Annotated in this window: 22 protein-coding genes and 1 pseudogene; 17 read left to right on the top strand and 6 right to left on the bottom strand. The window is 43.0% G+C overall.

Annotation, left to right across the window (positions count from 1 at the left end; translation table 11 throughout):
* Positions 1-270 precede the first annotated feature (270 nt).
* Together H8S64_RS14550 and H8S64_RS14555 are read left to right on the top strand one after the other, a co-directional pair.
* Complete coding sequence (locus H8S64_RS14550) at positions 271-1,317, top strand: zinc ribbon domain-containing protein (protein ID WP_186976955.1); 1,047 nt, start codon at positions 271-273, stop codon at positions 1,315-1,317.
* Entirely contained in the window at positions 1,298-2,092 is a 795-nt protein-coding gene (locus tag H8S64_RS14555) for a hypothetical protein (RefSeq protein ID WP_186976957.1), read from the top strand. Before H8S64_RS14550 ends, H8S64_RS14555 begins: the two co-directional genes overlap by 20 nt.
* A gap of 518 nt (positions 2,093-2,610) precedes the next feature.
* Here the strand turns inward: H8S64_RS14555 and H8S64_RS14560 are convergent.
* The 3 genes and pseudogenes from H8S64_RS14560 to H8S64_RS22610 all read right to left on the bottom strand — a co-directional run.
* Positions 2,611-2,847, bottom strand: a complete 237-nt coding sequence (locus H8S64_RS14560) for a hypothetical protein (protein WP_186976959.1) — start codon at positions 2,845-2,847, stop codon at positions 2,611-2,613.
* Between the two features lie 145 nt (positions 2,848-2,992).
* Positions 2,993-3,421 carry a DUF7226 domain-containing protein gene (locus H8S64_RS22605; protein WP_436231468.1) on the bottom strand — a complete coding sequence of 143 codons (429 nt, stop codon included), beginning with the start codon at positions 3,419-3,421 and terminating at the stop codon, positions 2,993-2,995.
* Between the two features lie 171 nt (positions 3,422-3,592).
* Positions 3,593-4,272: pseudogene (locus H8S64_RS22610) on the bottom strand (type II restriction enzyme); the annotation flags it as partial.
* 475 nt (positions 4,273-4,747) lie between these two features.
* On the opposite strand from H8S64_RS22610, the gene H8S64_RS14570 reads away from it, so the two are divergent.
* A complete protein-coding gene (locus H8S64_RS14570) occupies positions 4,748-5,686 on the top strand; it encodes a DNA adenine methylase (protein WP_186976961.1) in 939 nt (312 codons plus the stop codon).
* Here the strand turns inward: H8S64_RS14570 and H8S64_RS14575 are convergent.
* Positions 5,654-6,139 carry a DUF7004 family protein gene (locus tag H8S64_RS14575; RefSeq protein ID WP_186976963.1) on the bottom strand — a complete coding sequence of 162 codons (486 nt, stop codon included), beginning with the start codon at positions 6,137-6,139 and terminating at the stop codon, positions 5,654-5,656. The two genes, H8S64_RS14570 and H8S64_RS14575, sit on opposite strands and share 33 nt — an antisense overlap.
* Before the next feature lie 235 nt (positions 6,140-6,374).
* On the opposite strand from H8S64_RS14575, the gene H8S64_RS14580 reads away from it, so the two are divergent.
* Positions 6,375-6,524, top strand: coding sequence for a hypothetical protein (locus tag H8S64_RS14580; protein WP_176554934.1), 150 nt, complete (start codon positions 6,375-6,377; stop codon positions 6,522-6,524).
* Between the two features lie 24 nt (positions 6,525-6,548).
* On the opposite strand, the gene H8S64_RS14585 is transcribed toward H8S64_RS14580, so the two are convergent.
* A complete protein-coding gene (locus H8S64_RS14585; RefSeq protein ID WP_186976965.1) occupies positions 6,549-6,986 on the bottom strand; it encodes a DoxX family protein in 438 nt (145 codons plus the stop codon).
* A gap of 135 nt (positions 6,987-7,121) precedes the next feature.
* Between H8S64_RS14585 and H8S64_RS14590 the strand changes: the two genes are divergently transcribed.
* The 9 genes from H8S64_RS14590 (at position 7,122) to H8S64_RS14630 (ending at position 19,879) form a co-directional block, all read left to right on the top strand.
* On the top strand, positions 7,122-7,391 hold the full coding sequence (locus H8S64_RS14590) for a LysO family transporter (protein WP_099290684.1): 270 nt from the start codon (positions 7,122-7,124) through the stop codon (positions 7,389-7,391).
* Positions 7,392-7,400: 9 nt separating this feature from the next.
* A complete protein-coding gene (locus H8S64_RS14595) occupies positions 7,401-8,003 on the top strand; it encodes a LysO family transporter (RefSeq protein ID WP_186976967.1) in 603 nt (200 codons plus the stop codon).
* Between the two features lie 82 nt (positions 8,004-8,085).
* Positions 8,086-8,658 (top strand): RNA polymerase sigma-70 factor, encoded by a 573-nt coding sequence (locus H8S64_RS14600; RefSeq protein WP_099290686.1) that lies wholly within the window; start codon positions 8,086-8,088, stop codon positions 8,656-8,658.
* A gap of 65 nt (positions 8,659-8,723) precedes the next feature.
* Positions 8,724-9,926, top strand: coding sequence for a FecR family protein (locus H8S64_RS14605; protein WP_186976969.1), 1,203 nt, complete (start codon positions 8,724-8,726; stop codon positions 9,924-9,926).
* 98 nt (positions 9,927-10,024) lie between these two features.
* A complete protein-coding gene (locus H8S64_RS14610; protein ID WP_255469551.1) occupies positions 10,025-13,714 on the top strand; it encodes a SusC/RagA family TonB-linked outer membrane protein in 3,690 nt (1,229 codons plus the stop codon).
* A gap of 11 nt (positions 13,715-13,725) precedes the next feature.
* On the top strand, positions 13,726-15,192 hold the full coding sequence (locus H8S64_RS14615; protein ID WP_186976971.1) for a RagB/SusD family nutrient uptake outer membrane protein: 1,467 nt from the start codon (positions 13,726-13,728) through the stop codon (positions 15,190-15,192).
* Between the two features lie 21 nt (positions 15,193-15,213).
* The gene (locus H8S64_RS14620) at positions 15,214-16,296 is read left to right on the top strand and encodes a hypothetical protein (RefSeq protein WP_099290689.1); all 1,083 of its coding nucleotides are present in this window, start codon (positions 15,214-15,216) and stop codon (positions 16,294-16,296) included.
* 27 nt (positions 16,297-16,323) lie between these two features.
* Positions 16,324-17,214, top strand: coding sequence for a BACON domain-containing protein (locus H8S64_RS14625; RefSeq protein WP_186976973.1), 891 nt, complete (start codon positions 16,324-16,326; stop codon positions 17,212-17,214).
* Positions 17,215-17,260: 46 nt separating this feature from the next.
* Entirely contained in the window at positions 17,261-19,879 is a 2,619-nt protein-coding gene (locus H8S64_RS14630) for a zinc-dependent metalloprotease (RefSeq protein WP_099290691.1), read from the top strand.
* A 54-nt stretch (positions 19,880-19,933) separates the two neighbouring features.
* Here the strand turns inward: H8S64_RS14630 and H8S64_RS14635 are convergent, their stop codons facing one another.
* Positions 19,934-20,626: a hypothetical protein gene (locus H8S64_RS14635; protein ID WP_186976975.1), complete on the bottom strand. Its 693-nt coding sequence runs from the start codon at positions 20,624-20,626 to the stop codon at positions 19,934-19,936.
* A gap of 271 nt (positions 20,627-20,897) precedes the next feature.
* Between H8S64_RS14635 and H8S64_RS14640 the strand changes: the two genes are divergently transcribed.
* The 4 genes from H8S64_RS14640 (at position 20,898) to H8S64_RS14655 (ending at position 25,786) form a co-directional block, all read left to right on the top strand.
* Positions 20,898-21,551, top strand: coding sequence for a hypothetical protein (locus tag H8S64_RS14640; RefSeq protein WP_255469552.1), 654 nt, complete (start codon positions 20,898-20,900; stop codon positions 21,549-21,551).
* Between the two features lie 257 nt (positions 21,552-21,808).
* A complete protein-coding gene (locus tag H8S64_RS14645) occupies positions 21,809-22,429 on the top strand; it encodes an RNA polymerase sigma factor (RefSeq protein ID WP_255469553.1) in 621 nt (206 codons plus the stop codon).
* A gap of 110 nt (positions 22,430-22,539) precedes the next feature.
* Complete coding sequence (locus H8S64_RS14650) at positions 22,540-23,472, top strand: ABC transporter ATP-binding protein (RefSeq protein ID WP_099290694.1); 933 nt, start codon at positions 22,540-22,542, stop codon at positions 23,470-23,472.
* Positions 23,473-23,488: 16 nt separating this feature from the next.
* On the top strand, positions 23,489-25,786 hold the full coding sequence (locus H8S64_RS14655) for a Gldg family protein (RefSeq protein ID WP_186976977.1): 2,298 nt from the start codon (positions 23,489-23,491) through the stop codon (positions 25,784-25,786).
* Positions 25,787-25,799 lie beyond the last annotated feature (13 nt).

Raw genomic sequence — 25,799 nt, forward strand, 5'->3', positions numbered from 1 at the left:
CCAAAGAGTGTCATGAAAGCGGTAAAGTTAAACCACAAATACTCTCCTCAAATAAGTGGAGAAAAACGTCACTTACAGTCAAAAAGCTATTGAAGCCTATCATCAATAAAATGAGTATGAAATTTTGTATAGATAATTCTACTTTTAAAACAAAATCAATCATCCAAATAATCGCAATCATCGAATTTTTTTCATTGCAAGGATTTGAATGTTACAAAATATTGGAAATATAATTAATATATTATACATTTGCATATAAAATTTACAACTATGCCACAATGTCCAAATTGTTCTCAGCAAATTGATGATAATGACAAACTGATATTTTGCCCTTATTGCCTAACTCAAATTATTTGCAAGCAATGCAAAGAACCCCTTCCCAAAGGAGCTATTGGTTGCATAGCTTGCGGCACACCTATAATTTCCAAAGTTTCAGATTCAAATCAAATTAATGAAATTGAATTTGAAAGAAAAGGAGACTCTATTAAATTTAAAACAAAATTCACTGATAATGTAGGGAAAGAATTGGTTTCTACTTTTGGCTCTATTGCTGGAGTTAATCAATTTGCTAAAAGGACATTCTCACCTAATACTATTTTAGCTAAGAACCAACAAAATATCGCACAGGATGCAGAATCATCATATGTAGATGCAGAAGTGCTTCCAATTGATGATTCTGAACTAACCCAAGCATTAAATCTAATATTCACTTTAGATGGTGATAAACTTATCTTTCAAAAAAATTCATTTAAAGAGCAGAGCAAATTAGACAAAGAAATTCGTATCTCTTTATTAGTATTGCTTGGATATAAATATCTACTCAATACAGATGATTTAAAACGTCAAATATTAACAGACACTCTTAAACATCGTCAACTAAATTCGGGTGGATTTAGAAATTGGATTGTTAAATCAGATGAGATCGGAAGAAAAGGCAAAGGGATTATATTTTTAACTCCTGATGGTAAAGATAGGGCTATTGAGGTATTAAACGAAGTAATAGATAAAAATATAACTAAAGGCAACATATCATTCAGCAAAACGACAGGAATATCTCGTAAAAAATCTTCAAATGGGAATACAGATTCAACAAAAAAATCCACTACAGGTGCCACTTCATATATTAAAACATTAATACATGAAGGATATTTTAAAGAGCGTAGAACACTAGGGGATATTACCCAGTATTTAAAAGAGAAAAAGGCTGTCTCCTTTACAACGGCGGAAATAGGAGTACCTATCGTAAAATTATTGGCTCCCAACGAATTGGAAAGGGAGAAAGGAAATTCTGGACAATATGAATATTTCACTAGATAAAACTAAGTTAATATTAGCTTTAGCAAACATACAAGATGATTTCAGGGAAGCTATTATTGATATATACATAGAATTAAAAAAACGTCATCTTAAGTCATTTTATAGCAATGAGTTTGATGCCGTAGGAATATCTTCAGGCAAATTATGCGAAACTATTTTTAGATTTCTAGAGCACGAGTTAACTGGTAAATACACTCCTTTTAACGCTCATATATCAAATTTTCCCGTAAAGGTTGATAAATTAACTCAGCTCCCCATAGCAAGTGGAAACGAATCTCTCAGAGTTACTATTCCAAGAGCATTGAATTTTGTATATACTCTAAGAAACAAAAGAGGAATTGGTCATACAGGCGGAGATATTAATGCAAATGCTATTGATATAAGCACTATTGTAAAAAATACAGACTGGATAATTTGTGAACTGATCAGATTATATCATAATCTGCCAATGATTGAAGCTCAACAAATCATAGATTCATTGAATATCAAAATCATGCCAGATATCTGGCATATAGACGGTCATCGCAGAATTATCAAAGATGGATTAACTCATAAACAAAAAGTTCTATTGTTACTTTACAATGAGATAGCTAACAAAGCATCTATAAATGACTTATATGAATGGACTGAATATAGTAATATCTCATTGTTTAAATCACGGATCATTATTCCTTTGCATAAAGAAAAACTTCTAGAGTATAATAGTTCAGATTCAAATATAACAATATCTCCTAAAGGAATTTCAGAAATTGAGAACTTAATTACTACTTTATAATTATTTACCTCTTTGCTGCTAAAAAACGCCAAGCCTCCAAGTCCAAAAAAATCTGCTCCGTTTATAATATCTTCTCTAACTTTACCAGAGAAGATAGACATATCATACAATCACTTTTACGCTTTAAATACAATAACGAAATATTACGTTTGCACTTCCCTATACCTGATAGCGATTAGGCAGCATTTTATGCCGTTTACAAAAGAAACATAATAGCCACCACCATAGTACTGGGAATAGTAAGATTTTCCCTTTGCGTTTTAATTTGCACGAGACAACAATACGACTTTCTATATAAAAGAATTATTTTTGATATTCTCGATCACTATCGAACCGTGAAAACAAAAAACACTCATGGGGGGATACACCCTACCTTTTTAGGATAGAAAGCCTTTAATAATTACAGTACTGACCAAAACACAGACAAATACTCGTACTTTCATACTATATATGTCATTTTTCAGCCCAAAAGCCACTTTGCATTTTAATTTGATTACCTAATTCGATAGGGGCAATTTTTAATTTTTGACGTTTCCCTTGATACCCCATAAACCTAAAATTAATTCCTTCATCGAAATTTGAGGAATATCTCCATATAATCTTTTCAGGGTTTTGTATATATCAACTCGAAATTTTGACGCATGATATGATTTCGGTTCTCGGTATCGGTCTACGATTGTACTAATTTCTTTCTTAGCTTTACAAATAGCCGTAAATGCTGATGCTCCTGTTTTCTTTCCTTTCGCATTTTTCATATGCAGACTTCTCTGGAAAATCCGAGCTAATTTGCTCCCCCCTTTCCAATATAAATAGTACCCTTGAATCCAATTGCAATTAACCCCATCTCATTCTACAGGTAAATCATTGTACCGTGAAGCATAACGACATTTTTACATTTAATTATTGTTCTATTAATCCTAAAATCCAATTTATCCAAGAAATCACAGTTGATGCTCTTCGTTTATATGTTTGCCCAGAAGTAATATTATATAGTTTAGCATTTCTCATTATTTCAACCACTTCATCTTTTGTTGGAACATTTCCTTTATCAAAATATAGCTTCAAAGTGTTTTGAAATACAACATGTGCCAATATAAACTTAACAAACTCCAGTTGCCGTTCCACAATAGGCAAGTTAAATACGCGAAAGCCATCTTGAGTTAAGGTACACCCAACCTGCCGGTTTATATGAACAATATCTATTAGTCCTAAATACCTTGCCGCATTTGAATAGTAGTCCGTCTGCCTATAATCAAAGTCATAATTTTGAGTAATATCATCTTTACTGATAAACCCTCTTTGCTTCAATAATTCACAAAGATTAATCACACGTTCAAAACTATCCGCTTGTGGGAATGGCAATTCAGGTTCTTTAACAACTTGAATATTATCCAGAATGTTTTGTATGTTCTCTATATTAATTGCACCTTCTTGAAGGGCATATTTTTTATACTGTAATAAGCGAATGGAATTATATAATTCAAGTGTAGTAAATTCATATTCCCTCAAATGAAAAATTCCATTTGAATATGTAAGAAATATCGGACGAACACGTTTTGTAATTTTATTACTCCATAGCCTATACGGGTAATATAATTGCCTGATCAAAAAATCATCAGAAATATATTTTTTGCTTCAATCAAATTTAGAGAATTATCACCTTCGTACCCTCCATCTATTTCTATTTGTGAGTTTTCTACATTTATTTTAAAACTGTTTTGCCCTGAACTAATTATAAAATCAAACAAAGAAGAACTCATCCGTCCACAAACCGTAGGTAGTAAATTTTCTTCGCCCGTAAAGTCATGTAACATCCTAGATACAAAAGCACAGTTTATCGCAATTGATTCACTTGTAATATCTTTGTAGTCCAAGCTTTCCAAAAAAGTTGGGAAACCAATAGAGGTTATCTCTACATCCTCTTTATTAAAATCACAAAAAGTCTCAAACGTACCAATCTCATATGTACCTCTGGAAGTCGGCAAAATTGAGAGATTATGCTCAACAAATAATTTAGGAAGCTGGGAACGGTGATCAAACTTTGTCATTAAACGAGCTTCCCGAAACTGATTAATCTCCACTGAAGATATTGATACTCGCTCGTTATTTGCAAGTTTGTCTAAAATAGAATACTTCTCAAAAAAATTTTCCCACGCTATATCATTTTTAGATTTACTCATTGTTATTAATTAGGAACTCATTTACTTGCCTATTTTTTAATCTCTGGAATAAGTCGTCTTTTCTCAAAAACCATTTTCTACAAATTCACCATACGGCATTTCAAAATTACTATTTTTAGTTGGATTATAGGCTATAAAAGAACAACAATTTGATTAATTTTAGGGATTCGTTATCAAAAAAAAGAAAACCTCATACACCCTTTTCCCTTTCACGTTCGTTCTGCAAAGTGCACCCGCATGTTTAAGTCTTGCAACTACTTTTCGCCGTGGCGCTCGTCATCAATGACAGGAGAGCGAACCACCCCCTTAGGTCACGTATTTATTACGTGACCTAATCTTTTAAACCAGAAAACAGCAGATAAATACTTTTTCTCTATCTTTGTACTCGAAATTAGATTAATCTCTGTATCCCGGAGGCACTAACATATCTTACATTTAAAAGAAGCCAGGAGATAAAAAACACTATTTTTGCGATATGAATCAATCAATAAAAAAGCAAATTACAGGGCACCCGTTCTTAAAATGGGCTGGAGGTAAAGGACAACTTATCCAGCAGATTAACAACTATCTCCCGGATAATATTTCAACTATTGACACCTATATAGAACCCTTTATAGGTAGTGGTGCTATCATGTTTTGGCTGCTGTCAGCATACGACAATATAAAACATGTCGTTATAAATGATATTAATTCTGATCTGATAAATATTTATAGAGTTATCAAAAAAGAACCTTTAGATTTAATTTCAGAATTAGAACGCATAGATACAATCTACAAAAATCTAACTTCATACGATAACCAGAAAGAACTTTATTTAGCCCTTAGGGAAGAGTATAACGAGCGAAATTCGTCATCGCGGTCTGTAAGAAATGCAGCACTATTCATCTTTCTAAATCGTACATGCTTCAATGGCTTATATCGTGTCAACTCTAAAAACAAATTCAATGTGCCATTTGGCAAATACAAAAACCCTAAAATTTGTGACAGGGAAACGATATTACGGGATAGCGAATTATTACAAAAAGTTGAAATTCTCTGTGGCGATTACACCGCCACCAAAGAGTACGTAAGCGAAAAAACTTTCTTCTACTTTGACCCGCCATATAAGCCAATCAGTGAAACTTCAAATTTTAACTCATATACTAAATTTGATTTTGACGACAACGAACAAAACCGACTGAAACAGTTTTGTGACGAAATATCAGCAACGGGAGCCAAATTCATGCTAAGCAACTCCGATCCGCGTAGCATCAATCCTGACAATAATTTCTTTGATAAATTATATCAGGAATACAACATTATGCGCGTAGACGCCAAAAGAAATATAAATTCTAAATCAGATAAAAGGGGAACTATTAAAGAACTTCTTATAACAAACTATTTAAAATCCTCTGCCACGACAAATAGCATCTAACTCTCTCCATTTCTTCCCGCGGCTAAAATTTGCAGCTTCATCCGGTGACAACTCATCATAGATGGTCTGATATACTCCAAGCCTTTTAACTCTTTTGCCTAATATTGCGTTCTCTTTGTTTTCTTCGGCAATCATCCCCATATAGATAATGGTGAAATCAATGGCTATATTAAGGGCATCCGCACCATATTTAGAAGTCATATCCTTTATGTATTGAATGGTAGAGTTATCCAAGTCTTTGGTCGTCTTATTATAAATAGACACAAAATCTTGATAAATTGCATCTTTACCATATTTAGAAGCGTAATTAACAAGACGCTGAAAATATTGATAATCTCGCGGTGCATATCTCGTGGTATTCGGACGAGATAAATAAACACACCATTCATCAAAGCTTCCCCGAGCGTACTCCAAGTAACTGCCATCAGAAAAATCTGTAACCCGTATAGCCATAAAGTTAGTTTCTTTGTTAAATTATTTGACAAACATCAAAGCTCCAAGCGCCGCAATCGATACAAATATAACAAAACAAAATGAATAATTAACATTTATATTTAGCACCAATCAAAAGAATTAATCAAGGAGCAAATAAAAAACTTACGTACTTATCTTGAATTTTTCACAAAAACAGAACCTCCCCCTGCCATTTCCCGTTTATGTTCATACAAACAATCTAACAAAAAGAATCATGAAAAGAAGAAAAAACAACGTGTGGACAATCGTAGGAATCATCATTGCCATCGTGTTGCTAATCTATTGGCTATTGGCAGCTACCGTATTGGAAGAAGATGAAAACGTAGTCCCGATACTGAACGGAACAGAACAGGTGATTCCCTAGGAACCACCTGCCTCAATTTTTTCTTTATTTAGGTATACTCGTGTCTATCTTTTTCAAAAGAATCGAATCCAAAGAGATCTTTCCCGGTCCGGCGAAGAACAGGAAAATGTAAATTCCCAAGTATATCAAAGGCAACTCTTTCACTTGAAAAGGATCATTACCATGCACGATAAGGATTACCACCAACATGGAAAAAATTAACGGGATCGTCGCCAGACGAGTGAATGCCCCCACGATAAGAAATATGGAACACCCCACTTCGGCGCAGATAATCAAGATCAGTGAAAGCGTACTTCCCAACCCGATCGGATCGAAAAACGTCGAGGACAATTCCGAGAACGAAGTCAATTTAGCAAGTCCATGAGTCAACATGGTTATTCCCACAAGCACACGCAATATAAGCAATCCCAAGTTCAGGAACTTCTGGCTAGGTGATATAACCGACGAAATCACTTTTTTCATAACAACATTTTTAAAAATTAAAACTGTATTAGTAACGAACATTCTTTCATGAATGTTTCAATTTGTACACGTCTCTTGTAAAGATAGTGTTTTTAAAAATAAATCGTAGCTTCGCGATAAAATAATTGTCAAACTATGGGTATTGTTATCGGATTAATGGTCACGGGGATCATTCTGGGATACCTCTTCCGGGAGAGGAATTTGAAGATCGTGTATAAATTGATCAACTACGCTATTTTTTTATTACTTTTTCTACTGGGAATAACGGTCGGCGCCAACGGGGACATCATGAACAACTTGGCTACTATCGGTTACGACGCCCTGTTAATCACCCTCGCCGCCGTGGCGGGAAGTGTCCTTTGTGCGTGGGGCATCTATCGTTTTTTCTTTGTTCCGTCTAAATAAAACCAACTCATGAAAGGCAGCATCACGATTGTTTCATTCTTCATCGCCGGAGTATTGCTAGGACGCTTCATTGATATTCCCGCCATATTAACCGCAGAAGCCCCTACCCTATACGCCTTGTACGCTTTGATGTTCCTTGTCGGCATCAGCATCGGGAGTGACAAAAAAGCCCTGCAAGCCTTAAAACAACAAAACTTAAAAATCATACTTGTCCCCTTGGCAACCATCATCGGCACCCTCATCGGGTCCGCCCTCATCAGCTTTGCCCTAAGCGACAGAAGCATCACGGATTGCCTTGCCGTGGGATCGGGCTTCGGTTATTACTCCCTCTCCTCCATATTCATCACCCAATACAAAGGAGCCGAACTAGGCACCATCGCCCTTGTCTCAAACATCATGCGTGAACTGCTTGCTCTATTGGCAGCCCCTCTCCTAATCCGCTATTTCGGAAAACTAGCCCCCATCTCCGTGGGAGGCGCCACCACTGCCGACACCACACTACCTATTATCACCAAGTTCTGCGGCAAAGAGTTCGTGATCATCTCCATCGTCCACGGGATAACCGTCGACCTGAGTGTACCTTTTCTCGTCACTTTCTTCTGCACGATATAAAAACACCATCACGTTAAATTTAAAAGTCAAAAGTTTGTAAGATAATTTTATTCTTTATATTTGTAGAATCTAAACACGTACTATGGGACAGGCGGAAACCATATTATCTCTATTTAAACAAAATGAAGAAAGAGCCTTCAAGCTGCTTTTTGAAACCTATCATGACACATTGCTGCTGTTCGCCAATCAAATGCTCGATGACCCGGAAGCAGCAAAAGATGTCGTTCAGAATTGTTTTGTCGATTTTTGGGTACACCGCCGTTTCGCCAATCTTCCCAACGGACTGGAACAATACATTTTTCAATCCGTCAAACATGCCGCCCTCAATCATCTTCGTGGAGAAAAAAGGAGAAAGAAATATTATATTGCCGCAAAAGAAGATGAGCAAGAAAACTTAAACGCCGACGAAACAGAGTGGAACGACGAAGCGCTATATAAAGCATTAAACGAACTACCGGAAGAACGGAGAAAAATATTCCTCATGATCTGTCTGGAAGGCATGAAATATCAAGAAGTTGCAGAAAAACTACAAATAAGCATCAATACCGTCAAAAAACAAATGGGACGTTCTTTCAAATTCCTGCGGGAAAAATTACAAAAGAATATCTTTATCACACTATTCCTTCTTTGGACAAAGTGTAGAAAAAAAATGTAAAAAAATAATTTTCCCTGTCACACAAAACCAAAGTTCCGGTGCTATCTCCATAAAAAGCATCAAATATGGAGAATCAAAATAACGAACACACGGATTATTTGGATATACCGGAAACCATCTATGAAATATTAGCGGGCAACCTATCCGGAGAACCATTGTCCGCCGAAGAAAACCGATTACTCGAAACATGGAAACAAACCCATCCGGCAAATCAAGCCATATACGAACAATTTCGTTCACTCATGGAAAGAAATTCAGGCATACTGCGGGGTAACGACAGAAAAATCCTTTTTGAACAAATACAACAAAGAATCAAGACACAAGAAGCAAAACGACAGAAACAAAAACATCTTGCCTGGTTATCCGCGGCAGCAAGTATCCTCATCACATTGGGAATGTTCTACTATTTCAGTAGTAATCATCACCCCGAAATAAAAACACCCACACCCGCAGCCCAACAAATAAAACCGGGAGAATCCAAAGCCCTGTTACAACTAGCTACGGGAGAAATTATACCACTAGACGCCCGGCAACAGGAATACATCGTGGTTGACAGCACTTTTGAGATCAAAAACCAAGCCCATACCCTAATTTACGACACAAAGGACTCCACGACCAAGAATATCACATACAACACCCTCTCCGTACCCATGGGAGCCGAATACAAAGTGATACTATCCGACGGAACAAAAGTATATTTGAACTCCGGTTCGGGACTCCATTATCCCACCGGATTCACGGGAAAAAACAGAGAAGTATGCCTTATCGGGGAAGCCTATTTCGAAGTTGCCAAAGACACCCTTCACCCCTTCATCGTGAAAACGGGACAGATGTCCATCCGCGTACTGGGAACCTCATTCAACGTGAAAGCCTACCCGACACAGGAACAAACGGCAGCAACACTAGAAGAAGGGAAAATACAAGTCACCTGCCGGGGTAAAAGCTATGACATCACCCCCGGCAATCAAATCACCTACAACACGACAAACCGGAAAACCGAAATAAAAGAAGTAGACACGGAACTCTACACGTCATGGAAATCAGGGTACTACAAATTCGAACAAATGTCTTTACAAGAGATCATGTCCACGCTGGCATTATGGTATGATTTGAATATATTCTACCAAAACCCGGAAACAAAAGACATTCTCTTCACCGGTCGACTGAAAAGATACGAGAATGTAGAAAACCTCTTGAAAAAATTTGAACAAACCAACGAAATTAAATTCATTATTAAAGAAAGGAGTGTAACGATAAAGAAAAAATAAAAAATTGGGAATCCATCAATTCCCAATCTCCAAGTTAAATTACACTTATAGCCTTGCAAGTAATAGGTGTAACATGTATAACTATCAACTACAAATTTATGGAAAAAAAACGAATGGGAACGAAAACCATACCTTGGATTTCGTTGCGTAAAATGTTAATCTTTATGAAATTCGCATGGTTCATCTTATGTTGTACATTCATGACAGTACAAGCAAACGTCTTCTCTCAACGAGTGATAATTAACGCGAATATGCAGAATGTATCCTTGACCGCCGTGTTCAAAGAACTCGGGAAACAGGCAAAATGTGATTTCTTGTACAATCACAACCTCATCAAAAACAAAGGAACAGTCAACCTCGTTGCTAAAAACAAAGAACTCAAACAGATTCTGGACGAACTCCTACCCGAATTCGGGCTGGAATACTTGTGGGACGACAACGTGGTAATCATTCGTGAAAAACCCATCGAACCGGAAGGTAAAAAAGAAATCCGTATCGTGGGAAAAGTAACGGATCAACAAAAACACCCACTGGCAGGTGTAACCGTTCGCTTGAAACCCGGTCAGATGGGCACCTCCACCGACATCAACGGGTGGTACCAAATCGTACTCCCGAAACTGGATTCCATCACCTTGGTCTACTCCTTTATCGGCATGGAAACCCAAGAAATCAAGTACAAAGGCAAGGACACCATAAACGTCGTGATGAAAGAATCATCGGCAATGCTGGACGAGGTCATCGTAAACACCGGTTACCAACAAATCGACCTGCGCAAAACGACCAGTGCCATACAATCCATCAAAGCCTCGGACATCGTTGTCGCCGGATTGCAATCCATTGACCAAATGCTGGAAGGCTACATTCCCGGTATGACCTTCATGCAAAACTCAGGTCAAATCGGAGCCGCACCACGCATCCGCATCCGAGGAACATCCACCGTGCTCGGTTCACAGGAACCAGTGTGGGTCATCGACGGTATCGTACAGGAGAACCCCGTGGATGTCGATCCGGAACAAATCAACGATCTGGACTTCGTCAATCTGGTCGGCAACGCCATATCCGGACTTAACCCGGAAGACATCGAACAAATCGACGTACTGAAAGACGCCTCGGCAACCGCACTCTACGGGGCTCGTGCCGCCAACGGGGTTATCGTCATCACGACCAAAAAAGGCAAACCCGGACCACCCACCATCTCTTACTCCTTATCGGGAAGCTTCATGCGCCGCCCGCACTACGGGGACAACAGCGTGAACATGATGGACTCCCGCGAAAGAATCGCCTATTCCCGGGAACTCATCGAAAAAAGAGTACCTTTCGGGGATTTACAAACTTGGATGGGATACGAGAAACCGCTCCGGGACTATTGGGAAAACAAAATAACTTTCGAAGAAATGCAGAAAGAAGTCGGGTACTACGAATCCGTGAACACCGATTGGTTCGACCTGCTCATGCGCAACTCCTTCACCCACAAACACACGCTAAGCATCTCCGGGGGTAGCAGTAGCTTAAGGTATTACGCGTCCATCGGTTTCAGCGATGCCAGCGGAAGCATAAAAGGAGAAAACAACAAAAGCTACACGGCAAACATAAACCTGACAGCAAACTACAACAAATTCACCTTCCGCATGGGAATAACCGCGGACGTGGGTAAACGGAAATACACACCCGGCGACGTCGGCGTCACCACGTATGCCTACAACACCACGCGGGCACTTCCCGTCTACAACGAAAACAAAGAACTATGGTACTACCAGCGTTACACGTCAAATAACCAACCCGTAGACTTCAACATCCTCGAGGACGTAGCCAACACCTCGCAAGACATCCGTTCCACGGGCATGACTATCCGGGCAACCGTAGACTACAAAATCCTCGAACCGTTAAAAGCCGCCATTACCGGTTCTTACTCCACGGCAAACACCACCCAGGAAACCTGGCATGGAGAAAAATCATTCTACGCCAAATCTCTTCAAATCCAGAACAAACTTCCGTTCGGGGGAGAACTTATCTATCAAAACTCCGAAAAATACTCCTACGTGATACGGGCGCAACTGGATTTCAACAAATTCATCGATTCCGAACAAATTCACCTCATCACCGCTTCCGCCGGGGGAGAAATATCTTCCACGCAATACTACGGGCTGAATCAAACCTACCGGGGCTATCTGCGGGAAAGGGGAAAAAAGATGGCAGAAATCACCGATTGGAACCAATACGAGGATTTCATGAAATGGAGAGGCAAGACCTCTGCGGCTATAGGCGAATGGACAGATAAACTGACCAACGTGGCTTCCTTCTATGGCACCATCTCCTACAGTTACAAAAATATGTATTCCCTAAATACCAACATCCGCATAGACGCCTCCAACCGTTTCGGTTCCCGGGCAAACGAGAAACTAGCTCCCATCTGGTCGGTATCCGGACGCTGGAACATCAAAGAAAGCATCCTGCCAAAAGCCAATTGGATCACCACCTTAGACCTAAGAGCTTCATTCGGTTACCAGGGAAATATGCTAGACAACGCCTCGGCAAAACTCGTCATCCGCAAAGAAGGCATACAAGACACGTGGAAAGAATTCTACTCCACCGTGCAAAACTACCCGAACCCGGATTTGAAATGGGAAAAGACAGCTTCCTACAACGCCACGCTCGACTTCTCCTTCTTCAAAAATTTCCTCCGGGGCTCCGTATCCTATTTCTACAAGAGAACGCAAGACGCCTTCCTTACTAAAAACGTATCCAAAATCAACGGGCTGAACAACTGGACGGTAAACCAAGGAGTCATCACCAATCAGGGCATCGAAGTTTCCATGAACTTTACCCCGATAGACACCCGGAGCGTCAACATCAACGGATTTCGCTGGACATTCAACCCCAACATCGGGCAAGTCGTCAACCAACTCGTAAACCGGCGGTCACGCAAGGACAGATCCTTCGAACAAACCGTCACATACGATATGTACCTCAACGGCTCGGCAGACATCGCCGGTCGCCCGCTCAACTCCTTCTTCTCATACCGATACATCGGACTCGAACCGGAAAACGGGCTACCCATATTCTTCGGTTCCGATCAAACCACTTACATCGACGGCAAAAAAACCGATCTCATGGAAAAATTCAACAAAACGAGCGACCGGCAAGACGTGTGGCAAGAAATCATGGTCTACTCCGGAAGCCGGGTACCCGACATACAGGGAGGAATCCAGAACACGTTTGCATGGCGACGCTTCACCATGGCAATCAACGTGGCTTACAGCTTCGGAGCTAAAATCCGTCTGTTAAAAATGTATTCCAATGTATCCTCCAGATATGGCACCATCGCACCCCGACCGACAGAAAACGTACGCCGAGAATTTCTGAAACGCTGGCAAGTCCCCGGTGACGAACTACGCACGGACATCCCGGGAGTTGTTTCCGGTCCCGAATTCGTGAACACTCTTCATGACAAAGTATGGTGGAACAACTACAACGCCAAAAATGAAGCGGGAATCTCATACAGCTTCGCATCAGACCTATGGCAAATGTACGACAACTCCGATCTGAGAGTCGTAAACGGCAATTACGTCAAAATCCAATCGCTGTCACTACGCTACAACCTGTCCGACAAACTATGCAACAAACTGAATTTAAAAAACTGTTACGTGGGCTTCTCGGCAACAAACCTGCATACTTTCTGTAGCAAAAAACTCAAAGGGCAAGATCCCGCGACACAGAACGGTTCGGCACCACAAATCAACATGTCCTTGTGTCCGACCTATTCTTTCAACCTGAATATTTCATTTTAAACAAACCACTTATGAAAACAGGAATACTTTACATATCGCTCATCATCGTGCTGGTACTAACCTCCTGTCACGATTTTCTTACCAAATACCCGAAGGATACCGTGTACCCATCCTGCACCGACGATTTCCATGAACTTCTCATCGGCGACGGCTACCTCTCCGGACCTACCAGATGGGACATCGGCAAATGGCTCAATCTCATGGACGATGACGTGGAATACACCCGAACCGTAACCGCCGTCTCGACTTCCACCCAACTATACTTGAAATTCTACAACTGGGAAGCGAACCCGGACGCCGAACCCACATGGAGCAACCTATATAAACACATCTTGTGCCTGAACACCATTCTGAGTGAAATCGATGACTTCAAAGACGAGAAAGGCGACGGCTACCGACGAATCAAAGGAGAATCACACTTTCTCCGGGCGGGATACTACTTCTTCCTGACAAACATTTACGCTAAACCCTACTCGAAAGCCACGGCAAACCGGGAGCTGGGCATACCCTTGAAACTAACGGCAAAAATCGAAGACCGCAACTTCACCCGCAACACCCTGCAAGAATGTTACGACCAAATGATCTCCGACTTACAAAACGCAACGGTGTGCTTGAAAGGCATCGACCAACCCACCACCTTCCGGGCATCGGCAGAAGCCGCACACCTTCTACTAAGCCGCCTATACCTCTACATGGGCGAATGGGACAAATGCGTAGAACATTGCGACTCCGTAATGAAAAAAACAAAATATCACCTTCTCGACTACAACACCGTGACCGCGGGCAAAGCGCTATCCGCCACGTCACCGGAAACCATATTCACGAATGGTGGAAACTCCTACGGTGGTTCCAACGAATTATATATGTACATGTACCGTAGTTTTTTCCGGGTACGGGACGAATTCTTAAAACTATATGCGCAGGGAGATTTACGCAACAAACTATTCTTCAAATCGGGTAATTTCGGGGGAGCCCGTTACAACTACCCGAACAAACAAGCCTCCTCTGCCGGGGGTGAATATTCCGATACCTTCGGGCTCCGGCTATCCGAAGCTTACCTAAACAAAGCCGAAGCCTTAGCCATCCTTGGCAAAGAAGCAGAAGCCATCGAATTGCTCAAAGCCTTGCGAGCAAAACGATTCGCGGACAAGAACGGTGGTGAAATCACTCAAAGCGGCGAAGACCTTGTAAACTTCATCCGCACCGAACGCCGTCTGGAATTCACCTTTGAAGGACATCGCTGGTTTGACCTGCGACGTTATGCCGTCAGTCCAAAATACCCTTCCGAAACAAGCATCCGCCACCCCTACTACGAGGATGGCTCCGCCGTCACCTTGAGCGATATGGTACTGGGCAAATACTCGGAAGAACCTTCCGGATGGACTCTCCTGATCCCGGAAGACGAAATCACCGAAAACCAAGGAGCCCTGCTCCAAAACGAAGGACGCAAAGACCGACAACCGGAAAGTAAAGAATAACACCCTAAAAAACACCATAATATGAAAAACAATATATTACTAAATATCCTTTTGGCAAGCCTACTTTTCTGCGGATGTGCAAGCGATGACGGCAAATTAGCCCCCACGTACGCCGATATCGACTGGTTCGCCATACAGCCCAGTGACGACCCTCTAGACGGATTGCGTTACGATATTTACAAGAACAACAGGATATCCGTCTACTACAACGACACCATCGGTTCTCAATACAGGGGTATGTCCGGATACGGCGATTCAGTCATCCATTACGAGATATTGGACTTATGCTACACGATAGAAGAAAACAACCAGACCGTCGAATACATGTTGTCGACAGACCGGGACAAACTCTACGACGCCGTCAGATTCATCCAGCAAAAAGTAATCCCCGACATCCCGGCAGTAGCCTATCCTAAAAGTTTCCTACTCGTCAAGGAACTGATATTAAACACGACCTCTTCCACCACCATGAGAACAGGGAAAACATGGACGGCAATGATGACCACCGCCGTTGGCAACGTTGAAGACATACAAGGAATGACCACGGAGGAACAGAATGATTTCGCTGCCGAAATCACGGGAGCAACCTGTGGGGCTTACCTGTACAGCAACCCGACGGAACAAGTCGAAAACTTCTACGCCCTCTCCGAGAAACTCGCGGAATGGGCAGACCCGGAAGCCGGGCATACCATATACAACTGCGTCCTTGACAATTACTATAAAGACCCTAGAGATGCCCATCCGGCATTCGACATCTGGTACGGGTTCGGCTTCCTCGCTCCCAACCCGGACGGCAGATACGCCGACGTCGACGAATACACCACCCCGACAAAAGCGCAAGACCTTGCCGCCTACCTCAAAGCCACACTCCTGTACGGGGACGACCTTGACCTATTCCGCGAGAACATGAAAAAAGAGATGAATGAAATCATCCCCGACTTCCTTGAAGAAAACCTTGACAAAAACGATCTGAAAGATCTCACGGAACAAGAATTTCAGGAACTCGTGGACGAATACGCGGAATACTACATGGAAATCCTGCTCGACAAATACCGAAATGCACTACTATTCGCGAATGAACTGAAAACCATGACAAAAAAATAATTCGGAAAACCTTAAAATTCGACGAACATGAAAAAGTTAATATATCTACTCTTGACCCTATGCCTCGGTAGCGTGATTGCCTGCAACGATGACAAAGAAGAAACACTGGACTTATCGGCGACAACCGTCACGCTCGAGGCAAGCGGAGAACCGCAAAAAGTGGAAGTGTTCACGGACAACCCCCAATGGCGAATCGTCGCTTCCAAAAACTCATGGATAACAACAGACCGTGACAGTTGCTACGTGATCGTGGGAGCCGAACCCAACCCCACCAAATCAGAACGGACGGAACGAGTGATCGTCGTTTCACGCAAAACCCCGGGCTTCCTCATGGTCACCCAAAAAGCCAGCATGCGGGCAATCGGCGACCCGTACCCGGATGCCACCCATCCCATCGGCATCGTCTACAAAGTCACCCACGGGGGAGAACACGGTCTGATCATGTCCCTCGATATGTTTGAAGGAGAATGGGGCGTACCGGATGTTCTTGAAAAAGTGCAATCGGAAACCGACGGCAAGAACAATACGCTCTCCGTCATCCACAACCACAAAGACGCCCCCGACTTTGCCGAAAAATACCCGATTTTCCACTGGATATACAACACCAAAAACAGCAACAACCCCGACGGGGAATGGTACCTGCCCTCCTACCAAGAATTACAGGAACTTTATTTCGCCGCCACCGGGTGCAAACAACTTGCCGGTACACACAACATCACGTGGCGGAACCAATTCGACGCCATGGTAAAAGCCGTCGGCGGAACACCCTTCGTCTATGACAACAATATGCACCTGTGGGCATCTTCCGAAATGACCGCACAAAATGCCTATCAGGTACTCTTTAAAACAAACGAAAAAAGTATGCCCTACACCTCCAAAACGACCAAACGGTGGGTGAGAGCGATCCGAGCCTTTTAAATAACCACTCAATAAAAACAAAATGTTAACTTTAAAAACTGGATGTATGAAAAAATTGTATGTACTCATCCTGGCACTAGCCCTTCTTGTGCCATGTAGCCTAGCGTATGGAGGAGAAAAAAAGAGAAAGGACAAAAAGAAAACCACTCAAACAGACTCCATAAAAAAGAAAGTCAGCAAATACGACAAACTCCTCAAGAAACCGGGTTGCCAAACCGCGAAAGGAAATTTCATCACCTTACACAAACTCGGGGGAAAAGTCTACTTTGAATTCCCGTTAAAATACATGACACGGGAGATGCTGATCGCCTCCACCCCGGCGGAATCCAGTGAACCCACGGTATGCCCCATCGGGTACAAGGGACGGGATCCCATGCACGTGAAATTCGTCCTTGAGGACAGCCTCGTCTACCTGCAACGCGTGACCAGCTCGGTAACGTACGACGAATCCGACCCGAACCTGACCCGGGCAGTCAAAAGCAGCTTCAAAGACGTGTACATCAAAAAATACCCCGTTCTGGCATACAATCCGGACAGCACGGCTGTAGTCTTCGACATGACCTCCCTGTTCATGACCAATGAGCCCGAACTTTCCCCCATCATCACGCAACTGGGTCCCTTGTCCGTCGTTTCCAACATGAAATCAGACCTGTCCTCGTTAGGCAGCATCAAGGCATTCGACGACAACGTGACCATAGAATCCAATTTGTCGTTCAGCTACGTACTGCGCTACCTGTTCTTCTCCGGCGGCGGCGGCGACGTATCCGCCCGGGTAGTACGCACCGTACTGCTATTGCCGGAAGACAAAATGAAAGCCCGCGTATCCGACTCCCGCGTGGGTATCTTCCTCACCATGAAACAACACATCTCCACCGAGGAAGACAAAATCAACTTTTACAGCATAGCCAACCGCTGGCGGCTCGAACCCAAAGACATGAACGCATGGGAACGGGGCGAACTGGTAGAACCGAAGAAACCAATCGTGTACTACATCGACAATGCCTTCCCGCAATTGTGGCAAGCCCCCATAAAAGAGGGTGTACTCCGGTGGAACAAGGCATTCGAAAAAATCGGATTCAAAAACGCCGTGCAAGTCCGGGACTTCCCGAAAGACGACCCCGACTTTGACCCGGACAACCTGAAATATTCCTGTATCCGCTACGTCCCGCTCAGCATCGAGAACGCAATGGGTCCCTCGTGGGTTGATCCCACGACCGGGGAAATCATCAACGCATCGGTCATCGTCTACAACGACATCATCAAACTAATCAACAATTGGCGTTTCGTGCAAACGGCACACATCGATCCCTCCGTCCGTGCCAAAAAGATGCCGGACGACATCGTGAAGGAATCCATCGCCTATGTCATCGCCCACGAGGTAGGACACACCCTCGGGTTAATGCACAATATGTCCGCATCCAACGCCTACCCCGTTGATTCATTACGTTCCGCCTCCTTCACCCAAAAATACGGTACCACACCGTCGATCATGGACTACGCCAGATTCAACTACGTGGCACAACCGGGTGACACGGGTGTAAGGTTAACCCCTCCCGACTTGGGCGTGTACGATGAATTCGCCATCAAATGGTTATATTCCCCCATCTCCGGTAACCTAACCTCCGCCGAAGAAGCCAAAATTCTCGAAAAATGGGTGGACGAAAAAGCCGGAGACCCCCGTTTCCGTTATGGCAAACAACAAATCCTAAGCCGTTACGACCCGACTGCCATCGAGGAAGACCTCGGCGATGATCCGATCAAGGCAGGCGAATACGGGATCAAAAACCTGAAATACATCTTCGCCAACCTGAACGACTGGATTCAAAACGACGAAACCACCCTGCACCGGCAGGAACTGTACGGAGAACTAGCCAGCCAATACTTCCGCTACCTCCGCAATGTGATGTACAACGTGGGCGGCATACGCATGACCGCGGTGAAAGAAGGCACGCCGGGCAAACGTTTTGAAGCCCTGCCCAAAACACTGCAAAAACGCTCCATCACTTGGGTATTGAACCAACTCCGGGACTGCGAATGGTTGGACAATCAAGCAAACGCCCCACAAGCAAGCCTTTCTCTGAAAATGTCCTCCCGTGTCGTTTCCGGTATGGCAGAAACCATATTTGAAACACTATCCAACAAGGTACAAGTGGCAGCCCAACTGTCTGACGATCCTTACACGATACAAGACTACTACGATGACTTGTACACCGGTATCTGGAAAAACACCATCGACAACAAGAAGCTGACCGCGAATGACCGGATGCTGCAACGCTTCGCCATGCTGGTACTCGTGAAAGGAGCTACCCGAATCATCGAAGGCAAAACTCCGCTTTTCAACGCCTACGCCCCCTCGCTGGACGAAATCATTGACTACCGCCTTGACCCATCCGGTATTACCCAACGGTACTACAAAGAGTTGAAAGAAATCGAAAAAGAGAAAGGACAAGCAGCCATCGCCGAACGATTGGAACAAAACTTCGATTACGGCTACAAGTGGCAAAAAAAACTGGAAATCGAAAGCATTGACGAATCCGAAGGCTGCTACATAACCATGCTCAATAAAGTAAAAACTTTACTGGAAAATCGAATCGCCACTGCCAACAAAGTAGATAAAGCACACTATCAAGCGATCCTGTTTAAAATAAAAGCCTTGAACAAATAATCGGGCAAAACGGATTGTTTCATTCATAAAGGCTGATCGAAAAATAAAATTCGGTCAGCCTTTATCCTCCGGTTCCCACACGCACACCGAATCCGATGTGTCTTTCCCGTCGGCTCTTCCCGCGAAAACGTAAACAAAAAGCCCGTCCGTTTCCGCCTGATTAGGGAACTCCATGCTCGCAACAAACGTTTCACCCCGCGTTCCCAACTCCTGCAATCGACAACGCCGTTTTGGCACAAAAAGGATTACCCCGTACACCTTGTCATCCGCGAAACAATCCACCGACTCCACGGGCATCCCCTCGTGGGTAAAAACGACCTTCCGGTTTTCGGCATCCACCTCGACACCGACCACCGGGGTGACCAACTGTCCCGCCGCCACACGCAATTTACGGTAATCAATCGTTCCTGTGAATTCCTTCTCTGCCTTTTTACGATTACTCACCGGCTTTCCCGGGTCAATTTTCTCCACGGTAACCGCACTCGCCACGTTCGCCCCGGTAAAACCGTTAAACCCCTTGGCATAACCGTTTCCCCCGGGGAATCCCACCCGGATTATATTCATTAACCACTGCTTTCTCCCCGCGACCGTCCCAAACGCCATAGACTGCCGTTTCTGAGGTTCGCCCCCGGATTTGCGTTTTAACGATGCGCTTCTGCAACAATTTTTCCCGTCGGGTCTCACGTAACCTATCACGTTCCCGTATTTTCCTCGAATCTTTCCTACCGGATTTACAAATTCTGCCATAGATACTTCATTTTATTTTTCCTACCCACAAATATACAAAAATTAATCCACAATTAACCCTATACAAGGGGAATTCATAAATTATTTCAATTTTATTTTCGAATCAATACGGTATCACTACCGTAAGAAACGCTGTAGATTCACTGTAGGTTCGCTGTAACAACGCTGTATATGTACAGCGTTGTTACAGCGAATCTATTGTATATTTACAATATTTTTTGTACTATTGCACCGGAATTGATACCTTACTAATACTTAACTCATTTATGTTATGGATAAAACATCACCTATACTTCTTGCAATGCTTGCCAACGGACCGGTCCGGGTGGATGGGGTAACCTTCTTTCTTCAAGGCGGACAAGTGAGAACCTGCAAAACCAAGCGAGGGCCCAAGAAAACAAGAACGGAAGGCGAGGAGCAATCCTCGAATCGCTTTACCGAAGTTCGCAAGATGTGGCGAGTGTACCGCCGTGCCATCGGGGGACTTCCGATATGGAGTGTATGGGCAAGACAAACAGGAGCACCCAAGAGCGACACGCTATTCCATTCCGTCAACGGGAGCTGCTTCCGCCCGGGCGAGGGCGTGTGGGCGTTTCCCACCTTCCGCTTCTCGATGGGAACACTGGATGCCCCGGTCATCACGTGTACCGAACGCAACGGCTGGACAGTAACCCTGCGGTGGGAGAACGATGTCGATTGCCCGAAAGCAAATGCGGCAGATCAGGTGTATCTCGGGTATTTCTACGGCACGCTACCCCGTTCCCCGCAATTCATCACCTGCATCAATGCACACCGGGGCGATGGCGAGGTTACCGTCGAAATTCCCCCGGCAAAACAACCGGATGGAACTCCCTTACATCTATATTTATTTTTCGGTAATGAAAACCCGAATCGTTTCTCACCGAGTGAATACGTGGGAGTTTGACACAACTAAAATAAAGCAGGAAATAAATAAAATCGAACAAACTCAAGTAAACATATATAAAGATATTTCGATATAGCTGATTCCAAGCAATTCATTACGATAATAAATAAATACGGTAATCTATCCCTATTACCGTCAGAGGGAAATACCCTTTAATTATCTATTATTAAACCTTCGTTTAATGGTATTTTACGATATTATCATTGTGTATTAAGCGCTTTCATGGAAATTCTTCATTACCAGTCAAAAAAAATATATTGATTTCGATTCGAAAGGATATTTTTTTTATTATTTTTGATACCATTAAACGAACGTTTTGTGCTATGAGTGTTTCAATCACATATGGAGATATTAAGAATGGGGATATCAAGGCATTTGAAGCTCTTTTTCAAGAGTTTTATCCTTCTATGTGTATTGTCGCCATGAAAATTATCACAGATCAAAGTGCCGCGGAAGATATTGTGCAAGAGGCATTCATAAAACTTTGGGAAAAACGTAGCGCATACAATGACATCCCGAGTTTGAAAACGTTTCTTTATGTAGCGGTCAAAAATCTATGTTTCAATTACATTCGAGATAAAAAAATAACCGTGGATTACACCTCGCCCGAAGTCGAAAACCAAGAAGCCGTTTTTAAAGACCTCGTGATCGAGGAAGAAGCCTACCGAATCATAGATGATGCCGTGAATGCCCTCCCCCCGCAAAGTGCACGAATAGTTAAAATGTATTTAGACGGGAAACAAAATAAAGAGATCGCTGAAATATTAGGTATTTCTGTAAACTCCGTCAAGACACTAAAATATAACGCATTAGATTCACTAAAAACTTTATTAAAAGATTATTTCTACGTTCTTTTGCTATTTCTTGCAGAAAAATAATTCTAAAAGAAATGTCAAAATAAAGTGAAAAACGCACCCCCTATTCATCCTTTTCGAATTTAGCTGTGTTCTGCAAATAGAAATATAAATCAGAAACACAATAAAAATTTATGGAAGAAGCAGTAGTAAAAGTCGAACATCTCTCGCACCGTTATAGTGTGCAATGGGCGATAAAAGACATCAATTTCGAAATCAAGCAGAAGGGGACTCTCGGCCTGTTAGGTTCCAACGGGGCGGGGAAATCCACAACGATGAATATCATCTGCGGGGTTCTCAATCAAACAGAGGGCGAAGTATATATTAACGGTATCAGTCTTCGCGAGCATCCGGTAGAAGCTAAAAAGCACATCGGCTTTCTTCCACAAAAGCCCCCGCTATACCCGGATCTAACTGTTGACGAATATCTCACGCACTGCGCACTGATGCGCCTCGTGGACAAAAGACAGGTTAAAGCAGCAGTGGATAAAGCAAAAGCTCGTTGTGGAATCACTCATTTCAGCAGACGATTAATTAAAAATCTATCCGGAGGGTACCAACAACGGGTAGGAATAGCCCAAGCCATCGTACACAATCCGAAATTCGTGATTCTCGATGAACCGACAAACGGGCTAGACCCGAACCAAATCATTGAAGTACGCCATTTGATCAAGGAAATTGCCGAAGATCACTCCGTCATGCTTTCCACTCATATTCTACCCGAGGTGCAAGCTACTTGTGACACGATAGAAATGATCGAAAAGGGACGAGTTGTTTTTTCCGGCACTATTGGGGATTTCAATAATTACATGGAACCTAACACGTTTATCGTTTCCATGACAACACCCCCTTCTATAGAAACTCTATCCGCTATTCCCGGGATCACGCACGTGGAACATATCACGGATACCCGTTTCCGCATGCGCTTTTCTTCAGGTCAAGAGATCACGAAAAAAATGATCGAATTGAGCGTTGCCAATGAATGGCACCTTCACGAGATTATATTGGAAAGGGATTCTTTAGATGCGGTTTTCGCACAATTATCCGGAAAAAATATTTTAATATAAAAGATAATCATCTAACATGAAAACAATATTCAGATTAGCGAAGACGGAACTTCGCATCTTATTCTGTTCGCCTGTATCTTGGCTGATCCTAGTTATTTTTGCCTTTCAGGCTGGATTGAATTTCAGTGAAAATTTCGGGGGACAATTAAAACGCCAAGCCTTGGAATACGGGCTGGGAGAAGTGACATTGAATACTTTTGCCGGATACACAGGGTTGTTGGTTTCCATGCTTAAAAGCCTGTATCTCTATATTCCCCTGATCACCATGGGAATCATGAGTCGGGAATTAAGCAGCGGTTCTATCAAATTTCTATATTCTTCCCCGATAACGACAACACAGATTATTCTAGGAAAATACCTTTCCATGTTAATTTACGGGGCAATGCTCATGGGCATACTTCTGATTTATATCATTTTCGGATTTTTTACCATCGAGAACATGGATATCGCGTTCGTTCTTACCGGATTGCTGGGACTCTATTTACTGACTTGCGCCTATGCCGCCATAGGGCTTTTCATGTCAAGCATCACGTCTTATCAAGTCGTGGCAGCGATGGGTACACTTGCAGTCCTTGCCGTTTTGAATTTTATCGGTGACGTGGGACAGGATATTTCTTTCGTGCGGGATATCACGTATTGGCTATCCATCTCGGGACGCGCTTATCAATTTCTTGGAGGAATGATTTGCAGTGAAGACGTGCTATATTTCATTATCGTAATTTCTCTATTTATTATCTTATCTATCATGCGCTTGCAGGCTGCCCGCAAGAAAAGAAGCAAGGCTGTTACATTTGCCCGCTATTTCGCGGTTATCGCGTGCGCATTGATCATAGGGTATGTATCCTCTCTTCCGACAAGTAAATTTTATTATGACGCAACCGCTTTAAAGAAAAATACCCTGACTCCCGGCAGCCAGGAAGTTGTAAAAAATCTGGACGGGGGATTAACCATCACGACTTACATGAATATCCTCGACGCGAATTACGGTAGCGCACTCCCGAGCCAACTAAAAGAAGATTTCTCCCGTTTCGAACAGTATGTCCGTTTTAAACCGGAGATCAAAATGAAGTACGTCTATTATTACGCTCCATCGGTTCAACCTTCTTTCGATGGACGTTTCGAGGAGTTACAAGGGGAAGAGCGTGCCGAGCGTATCTGCAAGATCATGGAACTTGATTTTGACATGTTCCTATCGCAGGAGGAGATTGACAAGGTTATTGATCTCAAGTCGGAAGGTTACCGTTTCCTTCGCGTACTGGAACGGGAAAACGGTCAGAAAACCACTCTTCGTCTTTACAATGACATGATGAAGCACCCGTCGGAAACCGAGATCACTACAGCGTTGAAACGCTTCCTAGTCCCCGCCCCTAAAGTTGCTTTTCTCACGGGACACGGGGAACGTAACGTGAATAGTGCCGGCGACCGTTACTATTACACGTTCGCCCGAAGTATTTATTTCCGTCACTCCCTGATCAACCAAGGATTCGATGCCACGGAATTATCTATTAAAGACTCCGATATTCCAGAAGACATTAACATTCTGGTTATTGCCGATATGCGTAGCCCTCTTTCCGAAGAAGAAATGACAAGATTGGAACATTATATAGAACGGGGCGGTAATCTTTTCATCCTTGGGGAACCCCATCGTCAAGAAGCGATGAATCCCTTGCTCGCCCGATTCGGGATAGAACTCATGCCGGGAACCCTCGTGCAACGTAATCAAGATTACCTGCCATCCGTTGTCACCGCGAAACTAACGGATAATGCCGCCGCACAAAGTCCCCGGTACGCCCAACTCAAACGATGGGGAGCCTCAATCGTTATGCCGGATGCATCTCCTTTACATTATAGCACGGACAAAGGATACACTGTAAAACCTATTGCCATGACGCTTAAGGAGAATAGTTGGAATGAACTGGAAACAACCGATTTTCTGGACGGGGAGTTATCCATTAACGAGGCTATCGGGGAAAAGGAACAGTCTTATCCTGTCATTCTCTCGCTTACCCGCCAAAGGGGAAACAAGGAACAACGTATCGTGGTCACGGGTGACGCCGATTGTATCAGCAACACGGAACTGATGAATAGCCGGAACGGAATTTTCGCCGTCAATTTCGACTTCATCAGCGAAACGTTCAAATGGCTGTCATACGGGGAATTCCCTATCGATACATCCCGCCCGGAAGCTATCGACAACAGGATTCTTGTCAGCCGGGCAGCAACTCCTTGGATTTCAGCCTTCGCACTGGGCGTCATACCGTTTATCTTGGCCTTCATTGGCTTTATGGTATGGTACAAGAGAAAGAAATTTTAATAGCTAAATTTTA

It is taken from the genome of Butyricimonas hominis, assembly GCF_014287455.1.
GTDB lineage: Bacteria > Bacteroidota > Bacteroidia > Bacteroidales > Marinifilaceae > Butyricimonas > Butyricimonas muris.